Annotated in this window: 24 protein-coding genes; 12 read left to right on the forward strand and 12 right to left on the reverse strand. The window is 65.4% G+C overall.

Features of this window, described 5'->3' with window-relative positions:
* Nucleotides 1-126: 126 nt before the first annotated feature.
* The gene (locus tag JJB99_RS21000) at nucleotides 127-471 is read left to right on the forward strand and encodes a DMT family transporter (RefSeq protein WP_200494233.1); all 345 of its coding nucleotides are present in this window, start codon (nucleotides 127-129) and stop codon (nucleotides 469-471) included.
* Nucleotides 471-1,040 (forward strand): TetR/AcrR family transcriptional regulator, encoded by a 570-nt coding sequence (locus tag JJB99_RS21005; RefSeq protein ID WP_200494234.1) that lies wholly within the window; start codon nucleotides 471-473, stop codon nucleotides 1,038-1,040. The genes JJB99_RS21000 and JJB99_RS21005 overlap by 1 nt, the downstream gene beginning before the upstream one ends.
* An 11-nt stretch (nucleotides 1,041-1,051) precedes the next feature.
* On the opposite strand, the gene JJB99_RS21010 is transcribed toward JJB99_RS21005, so the two are convergent.
* Nucleotides 1,052-1,372, reverse strand: a complete 321-nt coding sequence (locus JJB99_RS21010; protein WP_200500234.1) for a hypothetical protein — start codon at nucleotides 1,370-1,372, stop codon at nucleotides 1,052-1,054.
* A gap of 70 nt (nucleotides 1,373-1,442) precedes the next feature.
* A complete protein-coding gene (locus JJB99_RS21015) occupies nucleotides 1,443-1,622 on the reverse strand; it encodes a hypothetical protein (protein WP_200500454.1) in 180 nt (59 codons plus the stop codon).
* A gap of 191 nt (nucleotides 1,623-1,813) precedes the next feature.
* Between JJB99_RS21015 and JJB99_RS21020 the strand changes: the two genes are divergently transcribed.
* Nucleotides 1,814-1,969: a DUF3551 domain-containing protein gene (locus JJB99_RS21020; protein WP_200494235.1), complete on the forward strand. Its 156-nt coding sequence runs from the start codon at nucleotides 1,814-1,816 to the stop codon at nucleotides 1,967-1,969.
* 84 nt (nucleotides 1,970-2,053) lie between these two features.
* On the opposite strand, the gene JJB99_RS21025 is transcribed toward JJB99_RS21020, so the two are convergent.
* From JJB99_RS21025 to JJB99_RS21035, 3 genes are all read right to left on the reverse strand, one after another.
* Nucleotides 2,054-2,335 carry a hypothetical protein gene (locus JJB99_RS21025; RefSeq protein WP_200494236.1) on the reverse strand — a complete coding sequence of 94 codons (282 nt, stop codon included), beginning with the start codon at nucleotides 2,333-2,335 and terminating at the stop codon, nucleotides 2,054-2,056.
* Nucleotides 2,336-2,507: 172 nt separating this feature from the next.
* Nucleotides 2,508-3,491 (reverse strand): SH3 domain-containing protein, encoded by a 984-nt coding sequence (locus tag JJB99_RS21030; protein WP_200494237.1) that lies wholly within the window; start codon nucleotides 3,489-3,491, stop codon nucleotides 2,508-2,510.
* 154 nt (nucleotides 3,492-3,645) lie between these two features.
* Nucleotides 3,646-5,568, reverse strand: coding sequence for an FAD-binding monooxygenase (locus JJB99_RS21035; protein WP_200494238.1), 1,923 nt, complete (start codon nucleotides 5,566-5,568; stop codon nucleotides 3,646-3,648).
* 103 nt (nucleotides 5,569-5,671) lie between these two features.
* Here JJB99_RS21035 and JJB99_RS21040 point away from each other — a divergent pair, with 103 nt between their 5' ends.
* Both JJB99_RS21040 and JJB99_RS21045 read left to right on the forward strand, forming a co-directional pair.
* Nucleotides 5,672-6,136 (forward strand): MarR family winged helix-turn-helix transcriptional regulator, encoded by a 465-nt coding sequence (locus tag JJB99_RS21040; RefSeq protein ID WP_200494239.1) that lies wholly within the window; start codon nucleotides 5,672-5,674, stop codon nucleotides 6,134-6,136.
* Nucleotides 6,137-6,269: 133 nt separating this feature from the next.
* A complete protein-coding gene (locus tag JJB99_RS21045; RefSeq protein ID WP_200494240.1) occupies nucleotides 6,270-6,704 on the forward strand; it encodes a COG4315 family predicted lipoprotein in 435 nt (144 codons plus the stop codon).
* A 17-nt stretch (nucleotides 6,705-6,721) separates the two neighbouring features.
* Here JJB99_RS21045 and JJB99_RS21050 read toward each other — a convergent pair whose 3' ends face one another.
* On the reverse strand, nucleotides 6,722-6,922 hold the full coding sequence (locus JJB99_RS21050; RefSeq protein WP_200494241.1) for a hypothetical protein: 201 nt from the start codon (nucleotides 6,920-6,922) through the stop codon (nucleotides 6,722-6,724).
* A 152-nt stretch (nucleotides 6,923-7,074) separates the two neighbouring features.
* The gene (locus JJB99_RS21055) at nucleotides 7,075-7,671 is read right to left on the reverse strand and encodes a L,D-transpeptidase (RefSeq protein ID WP_200500235.1); all 597 of its coding nucleotides are present in this window, start codon (nucleotides 7,669-7,671) and stop codon (nucleotides 7,075-7,077) included.
* Between the two features lie 327 nt (nucleotides 7,672-7,998).
* Between JJB99_RS21055 and JJB99_RS21060 the strand changes: the two genes are divergently transcribed.
* The 5 genes from JJB99_RS21060 to JJB99_RS21080 all read left to right on the forward strand — a co-directional run bounded on the left by JJB99_RS21060 (nucleotide 7,999) and on the right by JJB99_RS21080 (nucleotide 11,632).
* Nucleotides 7,999-8,982, forward strand: a complete 984-nt coding sequence (locus JJB99_RS21060) for a hypothetical protein (RefSeq protein ID WP_200494242.1) — start codon at nucleotides 7,999-8,001, stop codon at nucleotides 8,980-8,982.
* A gap of 379 nt (nucleotides 8,983-9,361) precedes the next feature.
* Nucleotides 9,362-9,592 carry a DUF6894 family protein gene (locus JJB99_RS21065; protein WP_200494243.1) on the forward strand — a complete coding sequence of 77 codons (231 nt, stop codon included), beginning with the start codon at nucleotides 9,362-9,364 and terminating at the stop codon, nucleotides 9,590-9,592.
* Nucleotides 9,593-9,676: 84 nt separating this feature from the next.
* Entirely contained in the window at nucleotides 9,677-10,063 is a 387-nt protein-coding gene (locus JJB99_RS21070) for a hypothetical protein (protein ID WP_200494244.1), read from the forward strand.
* Nucleotides 10,064-10,153: 90 nt separating this feature from the next.
* On the forward strand, nucleotides 10,154-11,284 hold the full coding sequence (locus JJB99_RS21075; protein WP_200494245.1) for a hypothetical protein: 1,131 nt from the start codon (nucleotides 10,154-10,156) through the stop codon (nucleotides 11,282-11,284).
* A gap of 96 nt (nucleotides 11,285-11,380) precedes the next feature.
* Nucleotides 11,381-11,632, forward strand: coding sequence for a hypothetical protein (locus JJB99_RS21080; protein WP_200494246.1), 252 nt, complete (start codon nucleotides 11,381-11,383; stop codon nucleotides 11,630-11,632).
* 29 nt (nucleotides 11,633-11,661) lie between these two features.
* Here the strand turns inward: JJB99_RS21080 and JJB99_RS21085 are convergent, their stop codons facing one another.
* The 5 genes from JJB99_RS21085 to JJB99_RS21105 all read right to left on the reverse strand — a co-directional run bounded on the left by JJB99_RS21085 (nucleotide 11,662) and on the right by JJB99_RS21105 (nucleotide 15,149).
* Complete coding sequence (locus tag JJB99_RS21085; protein ID WP_200494247.1) at nucleotides 11,662-11,847, reverse strand: hypothetical protein; 186 nt, start codon at nucleotides 11,845-11,847, stop codon at nucleotides 11,662-11,664.
* A gap of 194 nt (nucleotides 11,848-12,041) precedes the next feature.
* On the reverse strand, nucleotides 12,042-12,326 hold the full coding sequence (minE, locus tag JJB99_RS21090) for a cell division topological specificity factor MinE (protein WP_200494248.1): 285 nt from the start codon (nucleotides 12,324-12,326) through the stop codon (nucleotides 12,042-12,044).
* Nucleotides 12,323-13,138: a septum site-determining protein MinD gene (gene minD, locus JJB99_RS21095; protein ID WP_200494249.1), complete on the reverse strand. Its 816-nt coding sequence runs from the start codon at nucleotides 13,136-13,138 to the stop codon at nucleotides 12,323-12,325. The genes minE and minD overlap by 4 nt, the downstream gene beginning before the upstream one ends.
* 19 nt (nucleotides 13,139-13,157) lie before the next feature.
* Complete coding sequence (gene minC, locus JJB99_RS21100; RefSeq protein ID WP_200494250.1) at nucleotides 13,158-13,856, reverse strand: septum site-determining protein MinC; 699 nt, start codon at nucleotides 13,854-13,856, stop codon at nucleotides 13,158-13,160.
* A 288-nt stretch (nucleotides 13,857-14,144) separates the two neighbouring features.
* Nucleotides 14,145-15,149, reverse strand: coding sequence for an ABC transporter substrate-binding protein (locus tag JJB99_RS21105; protein ID WP_200494251.1), 1,005 nt, complete (start codon nucleotides 15,147-15,149; stop codon nucleotides 14,145-14,147).
* A 100-nt stretch (nucleotides 15,150-15,249) separates the two neighbouring features.
* On the opposite strand from JJB99_RS21105, the gene JJB99_RS21110 reads away from it, so the two are divergent.
* Entirely contained in the window at nucleotides 15,250-15,897 is a 648-nt protein-coding gene (locus JJB99_RS21110; protein ID WP_200494252.1) for a TetR/AcrR family transcriptional regulator, read from the forward strand.
* 84 nt (nucleotides 15,898-15,981) lie between these two features.
* Complete coding sequence (locus JJB99_RS21115) at nucleotides 15,982-16,752, forward strand: ABC transporter permease (protein ID WP_200494253.1); 771 nt, start codon at nucleotides 15,982-15,984, stop codon at nucleotides 16,750-16,752.
* Nucleotides 16,753-16,758: the final 6 nt, after the last annotated feature.

Raw genomic sequence — 16,758 nt, forward strand, 5'->3', positions numbered from 1 at the left:
GATTCGTCGCGGGTTCGTCACGTCCGGGTGATACCTTCCGGACGCCGCCAGCCCACCGAAAAGCCACAGTCTAGATCCTAAACATACCTACCGCGCGGTATCTTTTGTGCCATACCCGGATCGACCATGAGCTCCGCCTTCAACGCCTATACAGCGCTTGCCCTCGCCATCGTGTTCGAGGTCACGGCCTCCGCCTTCCTGCAGCAGTCCGCACAGTTCACGCGGCCGTGGCCGACGCTGGCCATGGTACTGTTCTACGTCGCCTCGTTCTATGCGCTGTCGGTGGCGATCCGGGTCATTCCGCTGAGCATCGCCTATGCAATCTGGGGCGGCGTCGGCATCATCCTCACCGCCACCGTTTCCTTCGTGCTGTTCCGCCAGATGCTGGACGCAGCGGCCTTCGTCGGCATCGCCCTGATCGTATCGGGGGTCGTGGTCATCAACCTGTTCTCGGAGACGAGCGTGCATTGATGGCGGAAAGCGCCTACACCCGCGCCAAGCAGCCCGAGCAGGTGCGGCGCGCCCTGCTCGACTGCGCCGCGGCGATCGCCGTGGACCACGGCGTATCGGGGGTGACGGTGCAGGCGGTCGCGGCGGCCGCCGGCGTCACCAAGGGCGGGCTGTTTCATCATTTCGGCAGCAAGCAGGCGCTGATCGAGGGCCTGTTCGCCGACCTCCTCGCCCGCGTCGATGCCGAGATCGACGCGGCCATCGAGGCCGATCCCAAGCCGCACGGCAGCTTTACCCGCGCTTATGTCAACGCGGTGTTCACCGGCAAGGCTTTCGGATTCGCCACGCCCTGGGCGGCGCTCAGCATGGTCGTCGTCACCGATCCGTCACTGCGGCGGCTCTGGAACGACTGGATCAAGGCCCGCTTGAAGCGCCATCGCACGACCGACGGCGCGCCCGAGCTCCATATCGTCCGCCTCGCTGCCGACGGCGCCTGGCTGTCCTACATCACCACGGGACAGACGCGGATGAATGCCGACCTGCGCGCCGTGCACGACCGCCTGATCGCGCAGACCTATCGGCGTACGTAGCCGGGCGGCGATTACTGAGTCTGTACTGGTTGGGGCGGATGCGGCTTGGATCGCGAAGGCCTTTTGGCAGGTTTTCCTGCGGCGCCAGGAGGCGGCGTATCGACCGATACCAGATAGGCCGCGAGGACCTTGGCGGAGTCGGAACTCGCGGAATAATGGTCCTGCAGGAACCAGGACAGCGTGAGGCTATAGCGCCCCTTCGCAAGCCCCCGCGGACTGCGATGGCAGGTCGCGCAGCCGTCGGCAAAGAGCTTTTCGGGCGATTTGCCAGCGTCCAGATTTTGCGCAGACGCGACCGTCGCCGTCAGCGCTGCGGCGGCTGCCAAAGTCATCACAGGCGCGATCACATCGCGCCCCGGTCGAAATAGCGAATCCAAATCCTTCCCCTGCCCCGTCGCGCGGTCACGCCGCCAATAGCTGATCGAATTCGGGCGGCGTATAGGCCTTGCCGTCCTGGTCGGTGATGACAACCTGCCATCCTTCGCTGGCCCATACCTTGGCCTTTGCCACGATCAGCAGCCGGCTCTCGCGGGCGAAACTGCACTTCTCATTGTCGCGTTCTGCGACCATCTTATAGGCCAATGCGCATCCCCTTGCGTTGCCTGCACCCGCTCTCCTCGTGGCAGCGGGCTTTGGCGGCAATTCGCCGGGAGCGTGGCAATTTGGTGCCATCCACGAGGGCATTGTGCTTTGGTCCAGCCTGAGCCACGGAAGCTGATCATGCCAGGCATCTGAATGCGATTCTGCTTGTCGCGGGCTTGCCTGGTGCGGCCATGCTCGGCACTCCACTGGCAGAGGCGCAGACCTACGATCCGTGCTGGCCCGTCTGTATCGAGGTCTACACCATCGACGGCAGCTCGATCGATTGCGGCTTCACGTCGATGGCACAATGCGCGGTGACCGCGTCCGGGCAGTCCGCCCGTTGCTAAGCCAACCCTGTGCCATGCAAAAACCGTCAGCCGGGCCTGGGTCCATCGCCGCCGCGACGGAACCGCTAGCGCCCGCAGGTCCGCTCAGTGCACGCGGATAATGTGAGGGCGGCCGAGATCGATCAACCCCTGCACCGCCGAGAGGCGATCGTCGAGGGCTGCGATGGTGAGCAGCAAATTATTCCGGCGCTCGTCGAGCATGCCCATCTCGGCGCCGGTAAGCTTGGTGCTCGTCCGCTCCTTGTGAATCCCGTCGAGGGATTTGCGCAATCCGGCGATCAGTCCCGCCAGCTGCTTGGCCTCCTTGGTCATCGACCGCTTCGCGACATTCTGTTGGCGGCGCGTTTCCGCCTGGCTCTGTCTCATTTGCATCCTCCCGTGTGCCCCGCTGCCCCGAGTGGATGCTTACATCTTTGGGTACACATCTTACGATCGATGAAATCTGCCCGCGAAGAACTGACTCAAATTGTGCGCGCAGGGAACTCGCCGCGGCTCAAAAAGAAAGCCCGGCGCGAGGGCCGGGCTTTCCCTGGCAACATCAGCGCTTGTCGTGACCGCCACCGGGGCCGCCGGCCGGCGCGCCGCCGCCATGCGGAGCAGCGTTGAAGTGCGGCGCACCGCCGCCGCCGTGCGGCATCGCAGGTGCCGCCGCGCGCGGCGCCGGCATCTGCGCATGGGCGTTCATCGGCGCGCCACGACTGACATTCGGCTGAGCCATGTGCGGCGCTGCGGAACGCGCTGCAGGCGCCGCCGAGACACGCGGCGCTTCATGCGCACGCGCCATCGGCTGCGCATGGACCGCGGCGCGGCCGGCGGCCTGCTCGTGCATCATGCGGGCCTGTGCGTCGCGCGGATTGCGGCTCTGTATATTGGTCCGCTCATGCGCGAAACGCTCGCTTTGTCCGGCGCGCGTCCGGTCGGCCGTCACCGCGGCGTCGCGCCTCGCGATCGCGGCGTCGTGGCGCACCGTCGCGGCATCACGCCCGGAGATCGCGGCGTCGCTCCTGACGTTGGTCCTTCCGCGCACGCCCTCGCGTTCCAGTGCGACCGCCGCATCGCGCGTCGCCGCGCGGCCGATCCGGGCCGCGCGCGGATCGATCGTCATCCGCGTCGCCAGGCGCTCGTGCGAGGTCCAGTAATTATTCCAGTAGGCGTAGCGCCGATACCAGGGCCGCCCCTCATAATAGCTCGACCAGTACGAGCTCAGCACGAAGGGCACGACCGGCACGTCGACCTCATCGACATAGTCGGGGAGATAGACGTAATGATTGCGGTAGAGATATTCGAGATATTGCGACGACACCCAGCCGCGATCGTCGGAGAAGCTCACGTCGCACCAGGCATTGCCGCGCAGGCAACCATGGATGTTGACGCGGGCGCCCCCGGGGATGCGATCGACCAGGGGAAAGCCCGACCCCGGACCGGCGCGCAGGCCGGTCGAGACGGTGACGATGCCCGGCGCGGCCAGCGCGGCCGTCGGGGCGAGCAGCAATGCTGCAACTAAAGCGGTTTTGAGCCTCATGGCGTAGTCCTCCTGTGCAGGTCGGAACGCGCCAGCGGAATGGGCGTTCCGCGCGCAGTCGTCGCATCAGCCGAAAGATCGAGATGCACGTCGCGCGCGGTTCAATATTCATTCGCCGTTCATCGGCGCAGCGCGCAGGAGCGCTGCGCGTCCGTCAATTCGCCTTCCGCATGAAGCCGTCGAAGTACGACGCAAGCGCAGCAAAGCCGTCGATCGGCAGCACGGCGGCGACGTACTGGTCCGGCCGGACCACGACCATGCAGCCCGTCTTCCGGTCGATGCCGCGCATCGCAAAGACGTCGTGGCCGCTCTTGAGGTCCCGACAGAACATCTTCTCGTAGTCGATGAGACCGTAGCGGCCCTTGCGCGGGAGCAGCAGCGCCGGCATCGCCTCAATGGCGAGCGCGCGATGATCCTGCTGGAAGACTGCGCGCAAATCGATCACGCTGTCGATATCGGCGCCGCCGGGCGTATAGCGCCTCAATGGCGACTCCCGGGCTTCGGCGAGGAAGTTGCACAACACGCGAATGGCCGAGCCGGCGGCCGCAGGATCTTCCGCGGGCGAGAACGCATAGATACGGAAGCGGCCGTCGGCCTGCCCGGCATGCCCAAGATGGACCGGCTTGGCGTCTCCCAGCCGAATGACAGGTGCGGAATGGAAGCGCGTGCCGATGACGAGGCCTTCGGCGAGATGCTGATATGTCCCGGCACCCGTGAGAACCGACGGACGGTAATGCGTAGCAGTGCCCGCAGTGTAGCGGCCGTGCCTGACAAAATAGTCCTGCGTCTTGGCGGCATCGGCACCGCCGGCCTTGGCGGCGGAGGCCAAAATGCCCGCCCATTCGCGGTCGAAATCGATCAGCTCTTTCGCCACGGCCTGGCGCTCGGCCGAATAAGAATGCAGCAGGTGCGGCGCACACTGCTTGCGGAGAACGGCGGCAAGCTTCCAGCCGAGATTGAAGGCGTCCTGCATCGAGACGTTCATGCCCTGCCCCGCCTTTGGGCTGTGGGTATGGCAGGCATCGCCGGCGATGAAGATGCGCGGCAGGCGGCTCTCGATCTCGGCCTCCGCCACGTCATCGAACTTGTCGGTCAGGCGCTGGCCGATCTCGTAGACCGACCACCAGGCGATCTCCTTCACCTCCAGCGTATGCGGCTTCAGGATCCGCTGCGCTTTCGCAATCACGTCCTCGGCGGTGATGTTGCGATTGGCGACACGCTCGCCGACGTCGAGCTTGGCCAGCTCGACATAGAGGCGGACCATGTAGCCGCCTTCGCGCGGAATGATCAGCAGGCTCCCGTCCTTCGCCGACTGGATCAGTGCCTTGAAGCGGATATCCGGAAAATCGGTCACCGCCAGCACGTCCATCACGCCCCAGGCGTGGTTGGCGGAATCGCCATGCAACTCGCGGCCGATCGACTTGCGCACCGTGCTGCGCGCGCCGTCGCAGCCGACGACGTAGCGGGCCTTGACGATCTCGACTTTGCCCTCGTTCGCAGCATCGACGCGTTCGAGCCGCACGGTCACGGCATGGTCGCTGGGCCCTGCGGCCGGATCGAGCTCGAGATCGATCAGGCGGCGGCTGTAATGCGGCTCGAGCTTAGCCGGCGATCTGCGCATGACGTCGAGAAAGCCGTCATGGATGCGCGCCTGGTTGAGGATGACGTGCGGGAATTCGGACAGTCCGTCCTCGACGTCCTGCACCCGTCCACTGCGGACGATCTTGTCCGGCGACCGCTCGTCGGGCTTCCAGAACGTGGTCTCGTTGACCCAATAGGCCTCCTTCAGCACGCGCTCGCTGAAGCCATAGGCGTGGAACATCTCCATGGTACGGCAGGCGATGCCGTCGGCCTGCCCGACCAGCAGGCGGGCCGGCTTCTGTTCGACGATGCAGGTCTTGATATCGGGGAATTGCGCAAGCTGGGCGGCGAGCGTGAGACCCGCAGGGCCGCAGCCGACGATGAGAACGTCGACTTCGGCAGGCAACGCGCCCGCCGCGCCCGAGGGTTGCACGCGCTCGGCGGGATCGGCGATTTCAGGATCGCCCGGCTGGAATCCATTGAGATGGAATTGCATGAACACCTCTCCCGGCCAACGTTCTGTTTGGATATTGCTCAGTATGCTGACTATCAGTATACTTGTCAACGACGCGCGCCGCCCTGCCCAGGAGGAGAATCCGGTGAAAGACAACAACGACATGCCCGGACATCTGGCGCGCCGGTTCCAGCAGATCGCGGTTGCGGTGTTTCTGGCCGAGGTCGGCGATGCCGGCTTCGACCTCACGCCGGTGCAATATGCCGCGCTGGCGACCATCGAGGCCAATCCGGGGCTCGACCAGGTGACGCTCGCCGGCCTGATCGCCTACGACCGCACCACCATCACCGGCGTGATCGATCGCCTCGTGCAGAAGGGCCTTGCCGAACGCCGCGCCTCCAGCCGTGACCGCCGCGCCCGCGAGCTCGAGATCACCGACGAGGGTCGCCGCACGTTGCGCAAGATCGCGCCGGCGGTGGAATCCGCCCAGCGCATCATGCTGCGCGGCCTGACGCCCAGGGAAGGCGAGGAGCTGATGCGGCTGCTGCGCAAAGCGATCGCAGCCGGCAACGAGCTCAGCCGCGCCCCGCTGCGCGAGGCGCAGGCCTAGTCCCGTCGTTCTGGTCCTGCCGTTTGTCCGTAATTGTCGCAGGCCTGCGAAACCTGGAACTAACCTTCGGCTGCTACCGTCGGCAACACTCGGTGCTTAAGGCGTGATTAACTTTGCCGCTCGGGAGCTTGGAATGCGCAGATTGGTCATCTTTGCCGCGGCGGTCGCCCTCTCGACCGTCCCTGCGCTTGCGAACGGCCATGGCGGCGGCGATGCCCCTCCTCCGCCAAAAGCCGAGGCGACCAGCGCACCGGCCAAGGTGGTCCTGACCAAGCAGGGTCCCAAGCTGGTCGATCTCAAGGGCATGACGCTCTACTATTACGAGCGCGACACCACCGGAAAGACCTCGAACTGCAACGGCAAGTGCGCCGAGAGCTGGGTGCCGCTGCCCGCCACCGCCGACGCCAAGCCGGTCGGCGACTTCACCGTGATCGGCCGCAGCGACGGCAGCAAGATGTGGGCCTACCGCTATCGCCCGCTCTATACGTCACCCGCCGACAAGGCGCCGGGCGATGCCAACGGCAACGCCACGACACTGCAATGGCGCATTGCCCGGCCTGACGAGTAAGACGCGGACGATGCCGGTCAGCGTCTCGGCGTGCCGGCGACGACCTTCTGCTGTGCGCCGGAATCGACCGAGGCGAAATTGACCTCCGCATTCCAATGCATCGCCGCATAGAGCGCCATTGCGGCCAGGATCGATCCGTAAAAGCCGAGTGCAGCGAGCCGCCACTTGCGAACAATTCGGCGGTCGGTCTCATTCAATGGATAAAAGAATTTCTGCATGATGCCTCCAATGGCAACGAGCCAGGGAGGCATAGCGCAAGTGCAGCAAAACGGCTGTGAGGCATTCACTCTGGACTAAGCGCGGATAGCGCCCGCCTTTCACGCTTGAGTGAGCGTTGCGACCGCTACGCTTCGGGCAGAACTCCCGCTGCTCACCCGCGCCAGCTGGGTCCCGCCTCGACGCGCGCGTTCTGCCCCGGCGGCAGCACCACCACCGTCGAATTGAGCTTCACGCGGTCATAGAGATCGATCACGTCCTCGTTGCGCATCCGGATGCAGCCGGACGAGATCGCCTGCCCGATATATTCGGGCTGGTTGGTACCGTGGATGCGGTAGAGCGTGTCCTTGTTGCCGACATAGAGATAGATGCCGCGTGCACCCAGGGGATTCGCGGGACCGCCGGGAACGCGCGCCGGATACGGCCCGAGTCGCGCCTGGATCTCCGCAGTCGGCACCCAGTCCGGCCATTCCGCCAGGCGGCCGACGCGCGCGACGCCGGAGAAGGCCATCGCCTCCTCGCCGACCGCAACGCCGTAGCGGATCGCCTTGCCATCAGGCAGCACGTAATAGAGATAGCGCGCATCGGTATCGACCAGGATCGTGCCCGGCTGCTCCTTGCGCGGATAGTCGACGATGTGACGCAGATATTGCTCAGGTACGCTCGCCTGCGCGTAAGGCGTATGCGCGAGCAACTGCCGGTCGCGCGGCGTCATGCTCGCGTCGGTCGACGGCGAAAGCGTTGCCTGCATGCAACCGCCGAGCGGCAGCAAGGCAACGACGAACAAGGCGATCAGAGATTTTGGCACCACCGGCCCCCCGATAGCGGTTAGCAGCACCCCAGCCTCACCAGATGCTGCCCAAATCGTGCTGAAAGCAAGGCAGGCTGGAACAATTGCGCGTGTTCAGTCGGCCCGGTTCCATCACCACAAACGGCGGAAGACTGCCGCATCATCTCCACCGCCTTGCCTTGCTTTGGTCAAACCCGGCTGGACTCGTGCGTCATGGGTTTGGGATGGGCTCACCTCAACAGATCGGCTCGCGCCAATGCGGACGAAGAGCGCTTCAAAGGAGCTGCGATGCTCGCGACGCTGAACAGCAAGCAAATCGTCGATGCGATCGTGAAGGACACGGTCAAGGACAACGATCCGCATGATGCGGTTCAGATCTCGCCCGACATGGTGCGGGCTTCGCGCCCGATCGGCGCTTCTCCGGCGCTGGCGCCTGACATCGCGATCCGCCCGGAGCCGAAATTCACGCCGGAGCCCAAGATCAACATCGTCTACGGGACGCAAGCTGCGGCCCCATCGGTCGACACCGCGGTGCGCGTCGAGGCCAGCGGTCACGGGCGGCAGAAGCGATCCGCGGTCGGCAAGTGGCTGCGCGGCGCATTCGTCGCGTTTCTGTTCGCGGGCGGCAGCGCCGCGGCGGCAATCGCCTGGGATCAGCAAGGCGAGACCGCAAGGCAGATGCTCGCCCAATGGACGCCGGCATTGACCTCGCTGCTGCCTTCGACGTCGCAGACGGCGCCGGTCGCGGCTGCGCAGGCCGCCCCGCCCGCGGCAACTGATGCTCCGCCTGCGGCGACCGATCAAACCGCCGATCAATCCGCATCGCCGCCTCCGGCTCAGCCTGCCGCCGCTGTCGCGGCGACGCAGCCCGATGCAGCGCAATCGGTGCAGTCGATGACGCGCGACATCGCCGCGATGGCGCAGCAGATCGAGCAGCTCAAGACGACCATCGCCGAGTTGAAGGCCGGCCAGGAGCAGATGGCCCGCGAGATGACCAAGCCGCCCGCGCCGAAGCCTGTGGCCGAGGCCAAGCCGGTCGCTGCGCCGGCTCGCCTGTCGGCGCTTCCGCCGCGCCCCGCGCCGCCGCCGGTTCGGAAACCGAAGCCGGTGGTGTCGCATACTTACATGCCGGCCTATTCGCCCGCGCCGCTGGCGCCACCGCCACCGTCACAGGCTGCGGCAGTCCCGCCGCCGGTCGCACCTGTCACCACGACACAGGCCGTCGCCGATGACGACGGACCTGTGGTGCGTCCGCCGATGCCGGTGCACTAAACGAGCAATGACGCAACGCCGCTGCACGCTGTCCGAGTCGATAGGGTGCGTTGAGTCCGGGCGATTACGGGGAGCGATGTTTCGATCGTCTTCCGTCAAGAGAAAAGGCCGTCGGGATTTATGCCGGCGGCCTTCTCTTGCAGCTGCCGGTTCCCGGAGCCCGGTTCTGCTGCAATTCCATGCCTCATGATCACGCGAACATGTTTAATAAAATCTTACCGTCGCTGCTCACCGCACATCATTTCTGCGCCATAGGCACACAGATTGTGCGGCCCGTTCATCGGATAGAGATCGACTCAGTGGTACGATCCAGCATGTTTTGAAGACTTCCGTTGAAGGCTTCGTTCGGAATTTTGGGTCGTCACACCGGGGAATTCGGATGCCGTACTATTCCTTCGATCTCGTGGTTGGTGAAGAGTTCAAGAACCAGGGCGGAATCATCCTCGAAGACATCGAGGTTGCCTCCGATCGCGCCGATCAATTGGCATGCGAGCTGTCGCAGGTGAAGCCGGAGCTGCAGCAGAAGGGTTGCGCGGTGCGCGTCACCGATCGGGATCACAACGAGGTCTACCGCACCCCGCTCGATCCCGTGCCGGCCTGGCAGCGTTAGACCACCGGGTTTCCGACTCCGCACCATTGCGGAGCGGCGCGCCGGACGCTAGCCTCCGTAAAAAATCGCGGAGGTAACCCAAGAATGCGCGCCCGTTTTCTGATGGCAGGCCTGTTGCTGATCGCAGCTCCAGCCGAGGCGGCCGACGACCATACCCGCTCGACCTATGTGACGATGGTCCTGCAGGCCTTCGCCGCCAAAGTCGAATGCCCGGGGACCGACGTCGTCTACCAGGACCTGGTGCAGAAGGCGCAGCAGATGCAGCTGCCCGACGGCACCACCGAGCAGGTGCGCAAGGCGATTGCCTGGATGCACACCGGCGGCAAGATGGGCGAGAAGCAGGCCGACGACATCATGGCGGAGGTCGCGGTCGCGACCCAAACGACCGATCTCGACCAGCGCCGGCTCGGCATGAGCAATTGGTGCGAAAAGCAGAAGACCGCCGGCCTGATCCGCAGCAAGGGCGGCTAGCGGCTCTCGACGCCTCCACAGCCTTCGGATGAACCTCGGGGCTCCCCTCCGAGTCCAATGCTGCGAGCTGAGGACGATGCGAGAGGGGCCATGCCCACCGATATGCTTTGCACGCGCCGGATGGCGGCGCTTGCGGCGCTCGTCGCCGCCAACCTGACGCTGCCCGCGCATGCCGCGACCGCGGACAATCCGGTCGCCAGCAAGCAGGTGCGCTTTCCGCAAGGGGTATGGAGCGCCCTGCCCCAGGTCGGCCCTGACGGCAAGGTGCGACAATGCGTGTTGGTCGCGCCGAGGCAACGCAGCAAGGCAGGCGGCAAGGTCGACACCGCCTTCGCACTCAACATCAGCCGCGGCTCGGGCCTCTCCATCATGATGATGGATGACGGCATGCCGAGCGAGCGCGTGCTGGACGACCAAGCCGAGATCGTCATCGACGGCCGCAGCTTCCCTTCACTCGCCTTCCCGGTCGGCAACGCCTTCGCGCTGCATCCGGGCGAGGCCGCCGGCGTGCTCGCGGCGCTCGGCAAGGCACGGGACGTGACGCTGCGCTCGGACGGCGCCGGCGTCAATTCCGGACCCATCGCGCTCAATCTGCCGGCGGATGCGCTGAGCTGGCTGAAGCAATGCGGCAAGACCTTCGATATCGCGATCGACAAGCCGACGGATCCCGACGCGCCGGAGATGCCGGTGCCGCGGCCGCGCTCACCGAAGATCGCGGTGATGCAGCCGACGCCGGCCGGCCCGCCCGGGATCGAGGACAGGCAGAAGATCGAAGGCTGGGATGCATCCGAGCTGCGAGGCAGTGACGGGGCGATCGTCGCCTGCTTCATCCGTCGGCGCTATCTGATCGGCGCCGACACGCCCGGGCCGCAACGCCGTCTCGGAATCTTCCTGATCGTCAGCCGCGCCAAGGGGCTGACCATGATGCTGAAGGATTCCAAGCTCAACCGGCCGGAAGGCCAGGCCCTCGAGGCGACGCTGAAGATCGGCAATGTGCCGTACGACGGGTTCTCCGCGCAGGTGGAGGGGGCCGACGAGATCGGTCTGTTCCCGCAGCATGGCGCGGCGTTGGCCGAAGCGATCGAGACGCGTTCAGTGCTGGCGATGAGGGCCAAGACAATCGAGGACAATTACGAGTTTTCGGTGCAGCCGGGCGTGATCGGCTGGCTGCGCGCCTGCGCCCGGCGCAACGCGATTGCCATTGAGCCCGCCGGGCCGTGAGGCCCGCGTTAAGCATCGCGCGGCGGAACCGCCGCGCTGGCAAATAATCGTCACAATTCTGGCCAGCATGCGGCCTGCTTCGAACAGGAGAACCCCATGCGGATTGCCTATCTCGTTTTCGCCGGAGCTCTCGTGGCCGGCTCCGCGCTGACTGCCCCGGCGCTTGCGAAAAATTCCGACGCCCAGAAAGGCGAGGACAAATCGGCCTCGTCCTCATCGTGCAGCGCCTATCAGCAGGCGCCGGATGGATCATGGGAGCCCCTGCCCTGCAAAGAGACCGGCGAGCGCAGCCAGCCGCAGACCCAGCACAAGTCAAGTGCGCACGGCGGCGGTCAGGCCGAGCGCTGAGCGGCACCACGTTGCGGAACTGACAGCCGTCAGCTGTGGGCGGGCCCGCGCATGATCTTCATGGCGTCGGCGATGTGACGCCATTCCCGGGCCTCCTCGGCGTCGCCCCGGCCCTCGCAAGCCTGCGCCTGTTCGGCGGCCTTCGCAATCGCAGCGAAACCATGCTGTTCCAGCATCTGGCGCGCGACGGTGTGGACCTGGACCTCGGACATCATGGGCGCCTCCATCGAAAGAAAGCACGGGACATCGCTCGGCTGTCCCGCGGGCCCGTAACAACGATTGAGCCGCGGCCCTCGTTCCGCACGGTGCATGCGCACGCAAAAACAAAAGCGGCCCGCCATGCCCGGCGGACCGCCTTCTCACCCACCCCAAGATGATTTGTCAGGACTGACGGCCGTCAGTCAGGTCCCTACGCGACCGCGACCTTCTTGCGCTCGAAATCGTTGGGGACCTCGATATCGACCTCGAGGGTCGACACCTCGTCGCCGCGCTCGAGCCGGACGATGACCTTGGTCGGATCCAGCGTGACATGCCTGGAGACGACGGCCAGAATTTCCTCGCGCAGCACACCGAGCAGATCGGGCTGGCCGCGCAGTCCGCGTTCATGCGCAAGCAGGATCTGCAACCGTTCGCGCGCGACCGGTGCAGACGAGGCCTTGTTGCCGCGAAGAAGCCGGAGCAGACCCATGCTCATGCGGCCCTCCGTCGCAGCAGGCGATCCATGAAGCCCTTGCGCTCGGTCGGCACCTGCATCGGCACGGTATCTCCGCACAGCCGCCGCGCCGCGTCGATATAGGCCCGCGCGGGTGCGCCTTCGGCGTTCGACAGCGTCACCGGCGTGCCGACGTTTGAGGCGCGCAAGACGTCCTGGCTCTCGGGAATGATGCCGAGCAGGGGCGTTGCGAGGATCTCCAGGATGTCGTCGATGGTCAGCATCTCGCCGCGCGCGGCGCGCGAGGGATCATAGCGGGTGATGAGAATGTGCTTCTCGACCCGCTCGCCCTTCTCGGCCCGCACCGTCTTGGAATCGAGCATGCCGATGATGCGGTCGGAATCGCGCACGGAGGAGACTTCCGGATTGGTGACGATCACGGCTTCATCGGCAAAGCGCATCGCCATCGAGGCGCCGCGCTCGATGCCGGCCGGGCTGTCGCAGATCACCCAGTCGAAACGGCTGCGCAGGTCGGCGATGACCTTGCCGACGCCCTCTTCCGTCAGCGCGTCCTTGTCGCGGGTCTGCGAGGCCGGCAGCAGCCACAGGTTCTCGAGCCGCTTGTCCTTGATCAGCGCCTGCGGGAGTTTCGCGACGCCCTGCACCACATTGATGAGGTCGAACACGACGCGGCGTTCGGCGCCCATCACGAGGTCGAGGTTGCGCAGGCCGACGTCGAAATCGACGACGACGACCTTGTCGCCGCGTTGCGCGAGCGCGGCCCCCAGCGCGGCGGTCGTCGTCGTCTTGCCGACGCCTCCCTTGCCTGACGTCACGACCAGTACCTTGGTCATCTCAAATATCTCCTTCTGGTCAGTTCAGTGCTGTAATTCGCATGGTATTCCCCTGCAGCCAGGCCTGCGCCGGCTTGCCGCGTAAGACGGCGTCGATGTCGTCCGCAGTCTGGTAAAATCCATCGATCGCAAGCAGTTCCGCCTCGATCTTCTGGCAGTAGATGCGCGCGCTGGTGTGGCCGTTGACGCCGGCCATGGCGCGGCCGCGCAGCGCGCCGTAGATGTGGATGGAGCCGCCGGCGACGACCTCGGCGCCGGAGCCGACCGATCCCAGAATGGTGATGTCGCCTTCGGGAAAGATCACGGTCTGGCCGGAGCGCACGGGCGCCTCGAGCAGCAGCGAGGTCAGCTTGGGCTCGGCTTTCGCCTCCACCTTCCTCGGCGCGCTCGGCTCGACCACGCAGCTGCGCCCGCCCGAGAGCAGCGGCGGCATCGACGGCGTCAGCCGGCCCTCGTCGACGCCCTCGATGCCGAGCACGCGGATGTTGCGATCCTGAAGGCTGGTGAGCAGATGGCCGATGCCGGCCTGACTGAGGTCGACAGAGGACAGGTCGACCACCACCGGCCGGCCCGCGAAGAAGCCCGGCGAGCGGGCGATGGTGGTGTCGATCTCCTGGAGCCAGTCCTGGATCGGGACCGTCGGGACGAACACGAAGGCCACATAGGAGCGCCCGCGCAGGCGCACCATTTGGCGTTGGACTTTTGCTGCAGCCTCCATGGCGGCCGACTCGTTCCCGTTATTGAATGGTTAACGATGCGGCCGGGATGGTTAACGGGCGGTTAATTTCTCCGTGGGGTTACGTGGGGGGTGCGTGGCGGGCCGCGTATGGGCAGGCGCGCTTTGGCCGGCGCTGCCGCCCAGCCCGCAGCCGTCATCGCCCGCGAAGGCGGGCGATCCAGTACTCCGAGACGGTTGTGGTGATCGACAGGCCGCGGCGTATTGGATGCCCCGCCTGCGCGGGGAATGACAGCGGCGTATGGGGCGGGCGCCCTGCCCTGCAGCCCCCTACTTCTTCACCTTGCTCGCATCCATCTTGATACTGGGATCCAGCATCTTGGTCGTGAACGCCGTGGTCACGTCGAACGGCTTCTCCATGCCCAGATAAGTCTGGACCAGATCGTAATCCTTCTTCATCCGCTCGCCGTCGATCCAGCCAAGACCCTTGTTGGTGGTGAACTCATCCGTCATCAAATATTTGATGCGCTCCCACTGGCGCTCCTGGTTCGCCTTGTCGAGGCCGGAGACCTGGTCGAGCAGCGCCTTCAGGCACGGCGCGGCGTCGGCGACGCAGGCCGCAAAAGCCTTCTGCGAGATGCGCACGAACTCCTCGACCAGCTTCGGGTTCTTCTGCAGGTAAGCGCCGTTGACGATCAGCGAGTTGCCGTACGGGTTGAGCCCGATCTCCTTCCAGTTGATGTAGCCGAGGTCCGGTCCGAACTCGATCACCTTGAGATCGTGCTCGTTGTAGAAGTCGCTGATGATGTCGACGGTGTGGCTCTTGAGCCCCGCGATCTTCGCGGTCGGCCCGATGTTGACGAAGCTGACGGAGTCAGGCGCGATGCCGGCGGCCTTCGCGAAAGCCGGCCACATCACGCGCGAAGCGTCGCCGGGCGGATTGCCGATCTTGTGGTTCGGGAAATCCTTCACGCCGTTCACGCCGTAGCTCTTCAGCCAGTAGAAGGTCTGCCCGGTGTTGGCGTAGATGCTCATCAGCGCGACGTCGTCGGCGCCCTTGCTCTTGGCGACCAGCATGGTGGCGAGATCGGCGATGCCGAACGGCGAGCCGCCGGAGCCGACCTTGGCGGCGGAGACGCCGGAGCCCTTGCCGACCTCGATGGTGAGGTCGATGCCGGCCTTCTCGTACCATCCTTGCGCCTTGGCGTAATAGAACGGCGAATGGTCGGCCGTCGGGGTCCAGTTCAGGATCAGATTGACCGCCTCGCCGGCATTCGCCGGCACCGCCGGCAGACCTAGCACGAGCGCCACAACAGCCGCCTGCAAACGCTTCATCGCATCTCTCCCTATGCCGGCGACCCGGCTTGTCGCTCTCCCCGTGTGAGGATACCAATGCAACAAGGCCGCCCCCTACTTGTCAACTGTTTGGTTGGAAATGCCCGCAAAACGTTCTGGCGACACCGTGCCGCAACGGCGCGATCCCGTCGCCACCCGCAACAAGCTGCTCACCGCGGCACGCCTGGAATTCGCCAGGCACGGCTTCGCCGGTGCCCGCGTCGACGAGATCGCCGCGCGCGCCGGCGTCAACAAGCAGCTCGTCTACCACTATTTCGGCGACAAGGACGCGCTGTATCTCGCCGTGCTGGAATGGGTTTACGCCGACATCCGCGAGCAGGAGCGCCAGCTCAACCTTGAAGGCCTGCCGCCGGAAAAGGCAATCCGCAAGCTGATCGAGGCCTCGTTCGATTACCTCGCCACCAACCCCGATTTCATCGTGCTGCTGAACGACGAGAACCGCGGCGGCGCCCGTCACGTCCGCGGCTCGACGCGGCTGGAGGCGATGCATTCGCCGCTTGTCCGGAGCGTGTCCCACATCCTGCACGAGGGCGTCCGCAGCGGCGTGTTCCGCAAGGGGATCGACCCGGTCCAGCTCTATATCTCCATCGCCGGCCTCAGCTATTTCTATCTCTCCAACACGCCGACGCTGTCGGCGATCTTCGGCAAGGACCTGTCGAGCCGGGCCGCACGGCGCGCGCGCCGCAGGCACGTCGCCGACCTCGTGCTGCATTCGCTCCGGCCATAATCAACCAACTGGTTGAAACTTGCCGCAAGGCCGGTTAGGCTGACGACCAGCGGCATTGTCGCAGCTGGCAACAAGGAGCAAACGGTGGCAGGAGACGCAGCCCGCACCTCGCGCAGCTTTGCGGTCATCCTGATCGTGCACCTCGCCGTGCTCGTGCTGTGGCAGGTCGCGGTCGATGCCTTCCACGTTCCGAAATTCATCCTGCCCTCCCCGCTCGCAACGATCCAGACGCTCGGCACCGCAAGCTATGCCTGGGGCGCCAACACGCTGGTCACCGCCATCGAGATCCTCGGCGGCTTCGGGCTCGGCGCGGTCGTCGGCGTCGCGCTCGCGGTGATCTTCAGCTGGGCGCCGCTGCTGAGTCTGATGCTGCTGCCGCTGTTCGTGACGCTGAACATGATCCCGAAGGTCGCGCTCGGCCCCCTCTTCATCGTCTGGTTCTCCTACGGCATCGTGCCGAACATCCTGATCGCCTTCAGCATCTGCTTCTTCCCGATCCTGCTCACCATCGCGCGCGGCCTGCGCGAGGTCGAGCCTGACCTGCTCGACCTCGTCAAATCGCTGCGCGGCTCGCGCTGGACGCTGTTCCGCAAGATCCAGCTGCCGGGATCGCTGCCTTACGTGTTCTCCGGCATGAAGGTCGGCGCCATCCTCGCGGTCGCCGGCGCCATCGTCGGCGAGTTCATCGCCTCCGAGCGCGGGCTCGGCTATCTCATGATCCAGGTGCAATCCTCGCTGGACACGCCTGCGATGCTGATGGCCGTCGTGCTGCTGACCCTGCTCGGCGTCGCCCTCTACGGCTTTGTGCTCGCTCTCGAACGCATGTTCGTGGTCGGCGACGCCAGACAAAACTGAAAACGG

Origin of the sequence: Bradyrhizobium diazoefficiens (assembly GCF_016616235.1) — a bacterium.
In the GTDB taxonomy this organism is placed as follows: domain Bacteria; phylum Pseudomonadota; class Alphaproteobacteria; order Rhizobiales; family Xanthobacteraceae; genus Bradyrhizobium; species Bradyrhizobium diazoefficiens_H.

Excerpts from the sequence above, each read along its gene's own strand:
- JJB99_RS21000 (WP_200494233.1), top strand. The coding sequence starts at position 127 with ATGAGCTCCGCCTTCAACGCCTATACAGCGCTTGCCCTCGCCATCGTG.
- JJB99_RS21005 (WP_200494234.1), top strand. The coding sequence starts at position 471 with ATGGCGGAAAGCGCCTACACCCGCGCCAAGCAGCCCGAGCAGGTGCGG.
- JJB99_RS21010 (WP_200500234.1), bottom strand. The coding sequence starts at position 1,372 with ATGACTTTGGCAGCCGCCGCAGCGCTGACGGCGACGGTCGCGTCTGCG.
- JJB99_RS21020 (WP_200494235.1), top strand. The coding sequence starts at position 1,814 with ATGCTCGGCACTCCACTGGCAGAGGCGCAGACCTACGATCCGTGCTGG.
- JJB99_RS21025 (WP_200494236.1), bottom strand. The coding sequence starts at position 2,335 with ATGAGACAGAGCCAGGCGGAAACGCGCCGCCAACAGAATGTCGCGAAG.
- JJB99_RS21030 (WP_200494237.1), bottom strand. The coding sequence starts at position 3,491 with ATGAGGCTCAAAACCGCTTTAGTTGCAGCATTGCTGCTCGCCCCGACG.
- JJB99_RS21035 (WP_200494238.1), bottom strand. The coding sequence starts at position 5,568 with ATGCAATTCCATCTCAATGGATTCCAGCCGGGCGATCCTGAAATCGCC.
- JJB99_RS21045 (WP_200494240.1), top strand. The coding sequence starts at position 6,270 with ATGCGCAGATTGGTCATCTTTGCCGCGGCGGTCGCCCTCTCGACCGTC.
- JJB99_RS21050 (WP_200494241.1), bottom strand. The coding sequence starts at position 6,922 with ATGCAGAAATTCTTTTATCCATTGAATGAGACCGACCGCCGAATTGTT.
- JJB99_RS21055 (WP_200500235.1), bottom strand. The coding sequence starts at position 7,671 with ATGCAGGCAACGCTTTCGCCGTCGACCGACGCGAGCATGACGCCGCGC.
- JJB99_RS21060 (WP_200494242.1), top strand. The coding sequence starts at position 7,999 with ATGCTCGCGACGCTGAACAGCAAGCAAATCGTCGATGCGATCGTGAAG.
- JJB99_RS21065 (WP_200494243.1), top strand. The coding sequence starts at position 9,362 with ATGCCGTACTATTCCTTCGATCTCGTGGTTGGTGAAGAGTTCAAGAAC.
- JJB99_RS21070 (WP_200494244.1), top strand. The coding sequence starts at position 9,677 with ATGCGCGCCCGTTTTCTGATGGCAGGCCTGTTGCTGATCGCAGCTCCA.
- JJB99_RS21075 (WP_200494245.1), top strand. The coding sequence starts at position 10,154 with ATGCCCACCGATATGCTTTGCACGCGCCGGATGGCGGCGCTTGCGGCG.
- JJB99_RS21080 (WP_200494246.1), top strand. The coding sequence starts at position 11,381 with ATGCGGATTGCCTATCTCGTTTTCGCCGGAGCTCTCGTGGCCGGCTCC.
- JJB99_RS21085 (WP_200494247.1), bottom strand. The coding sequence starts at position 11,847 with ATGATGTCCGAGGTCCAGGTCCACACCGTCGCGCGCCAGATGCTGGAA.
- minE (WP_200494248.1), bottom strand. The coding sequence starts at position 12,326 with ATGAGCATGGGTCTGCTCCGGCTTCTTCGCGGCAACAAGGCCTCGTCT.
- minD (WP_200494249.1), bottom strand. The coding sequence starts at position 13,138 with ATGACCAAGGTACTGGTCGTGACGTCAGGCAAGGGAGGCGTCGGCAAG.
- minC (WP_200494250.1), bottom strand. The coding sequence starts at position 13,856 with ATGGAGGCTGCAGCAAAAGTCCAACGCCAAATGGTGCGCCTGCGCGGG.
- JJB99_RS21105 (WP_200494251.1), bottom strand. The coding sequence starts at position 15,149 with ATGAAGCGTTTGCAGGCGGCTGTTGTGGCGCTCGTGCTAGGTCTGCCG.
- JJB99_RS21110 (WP_200494252.1), top strand. The coding sequence starts at position 15,250 with ATGCCCGCAAAACGTTCTGGCGACACCGTGCCGCAACGGCGCGATCCC.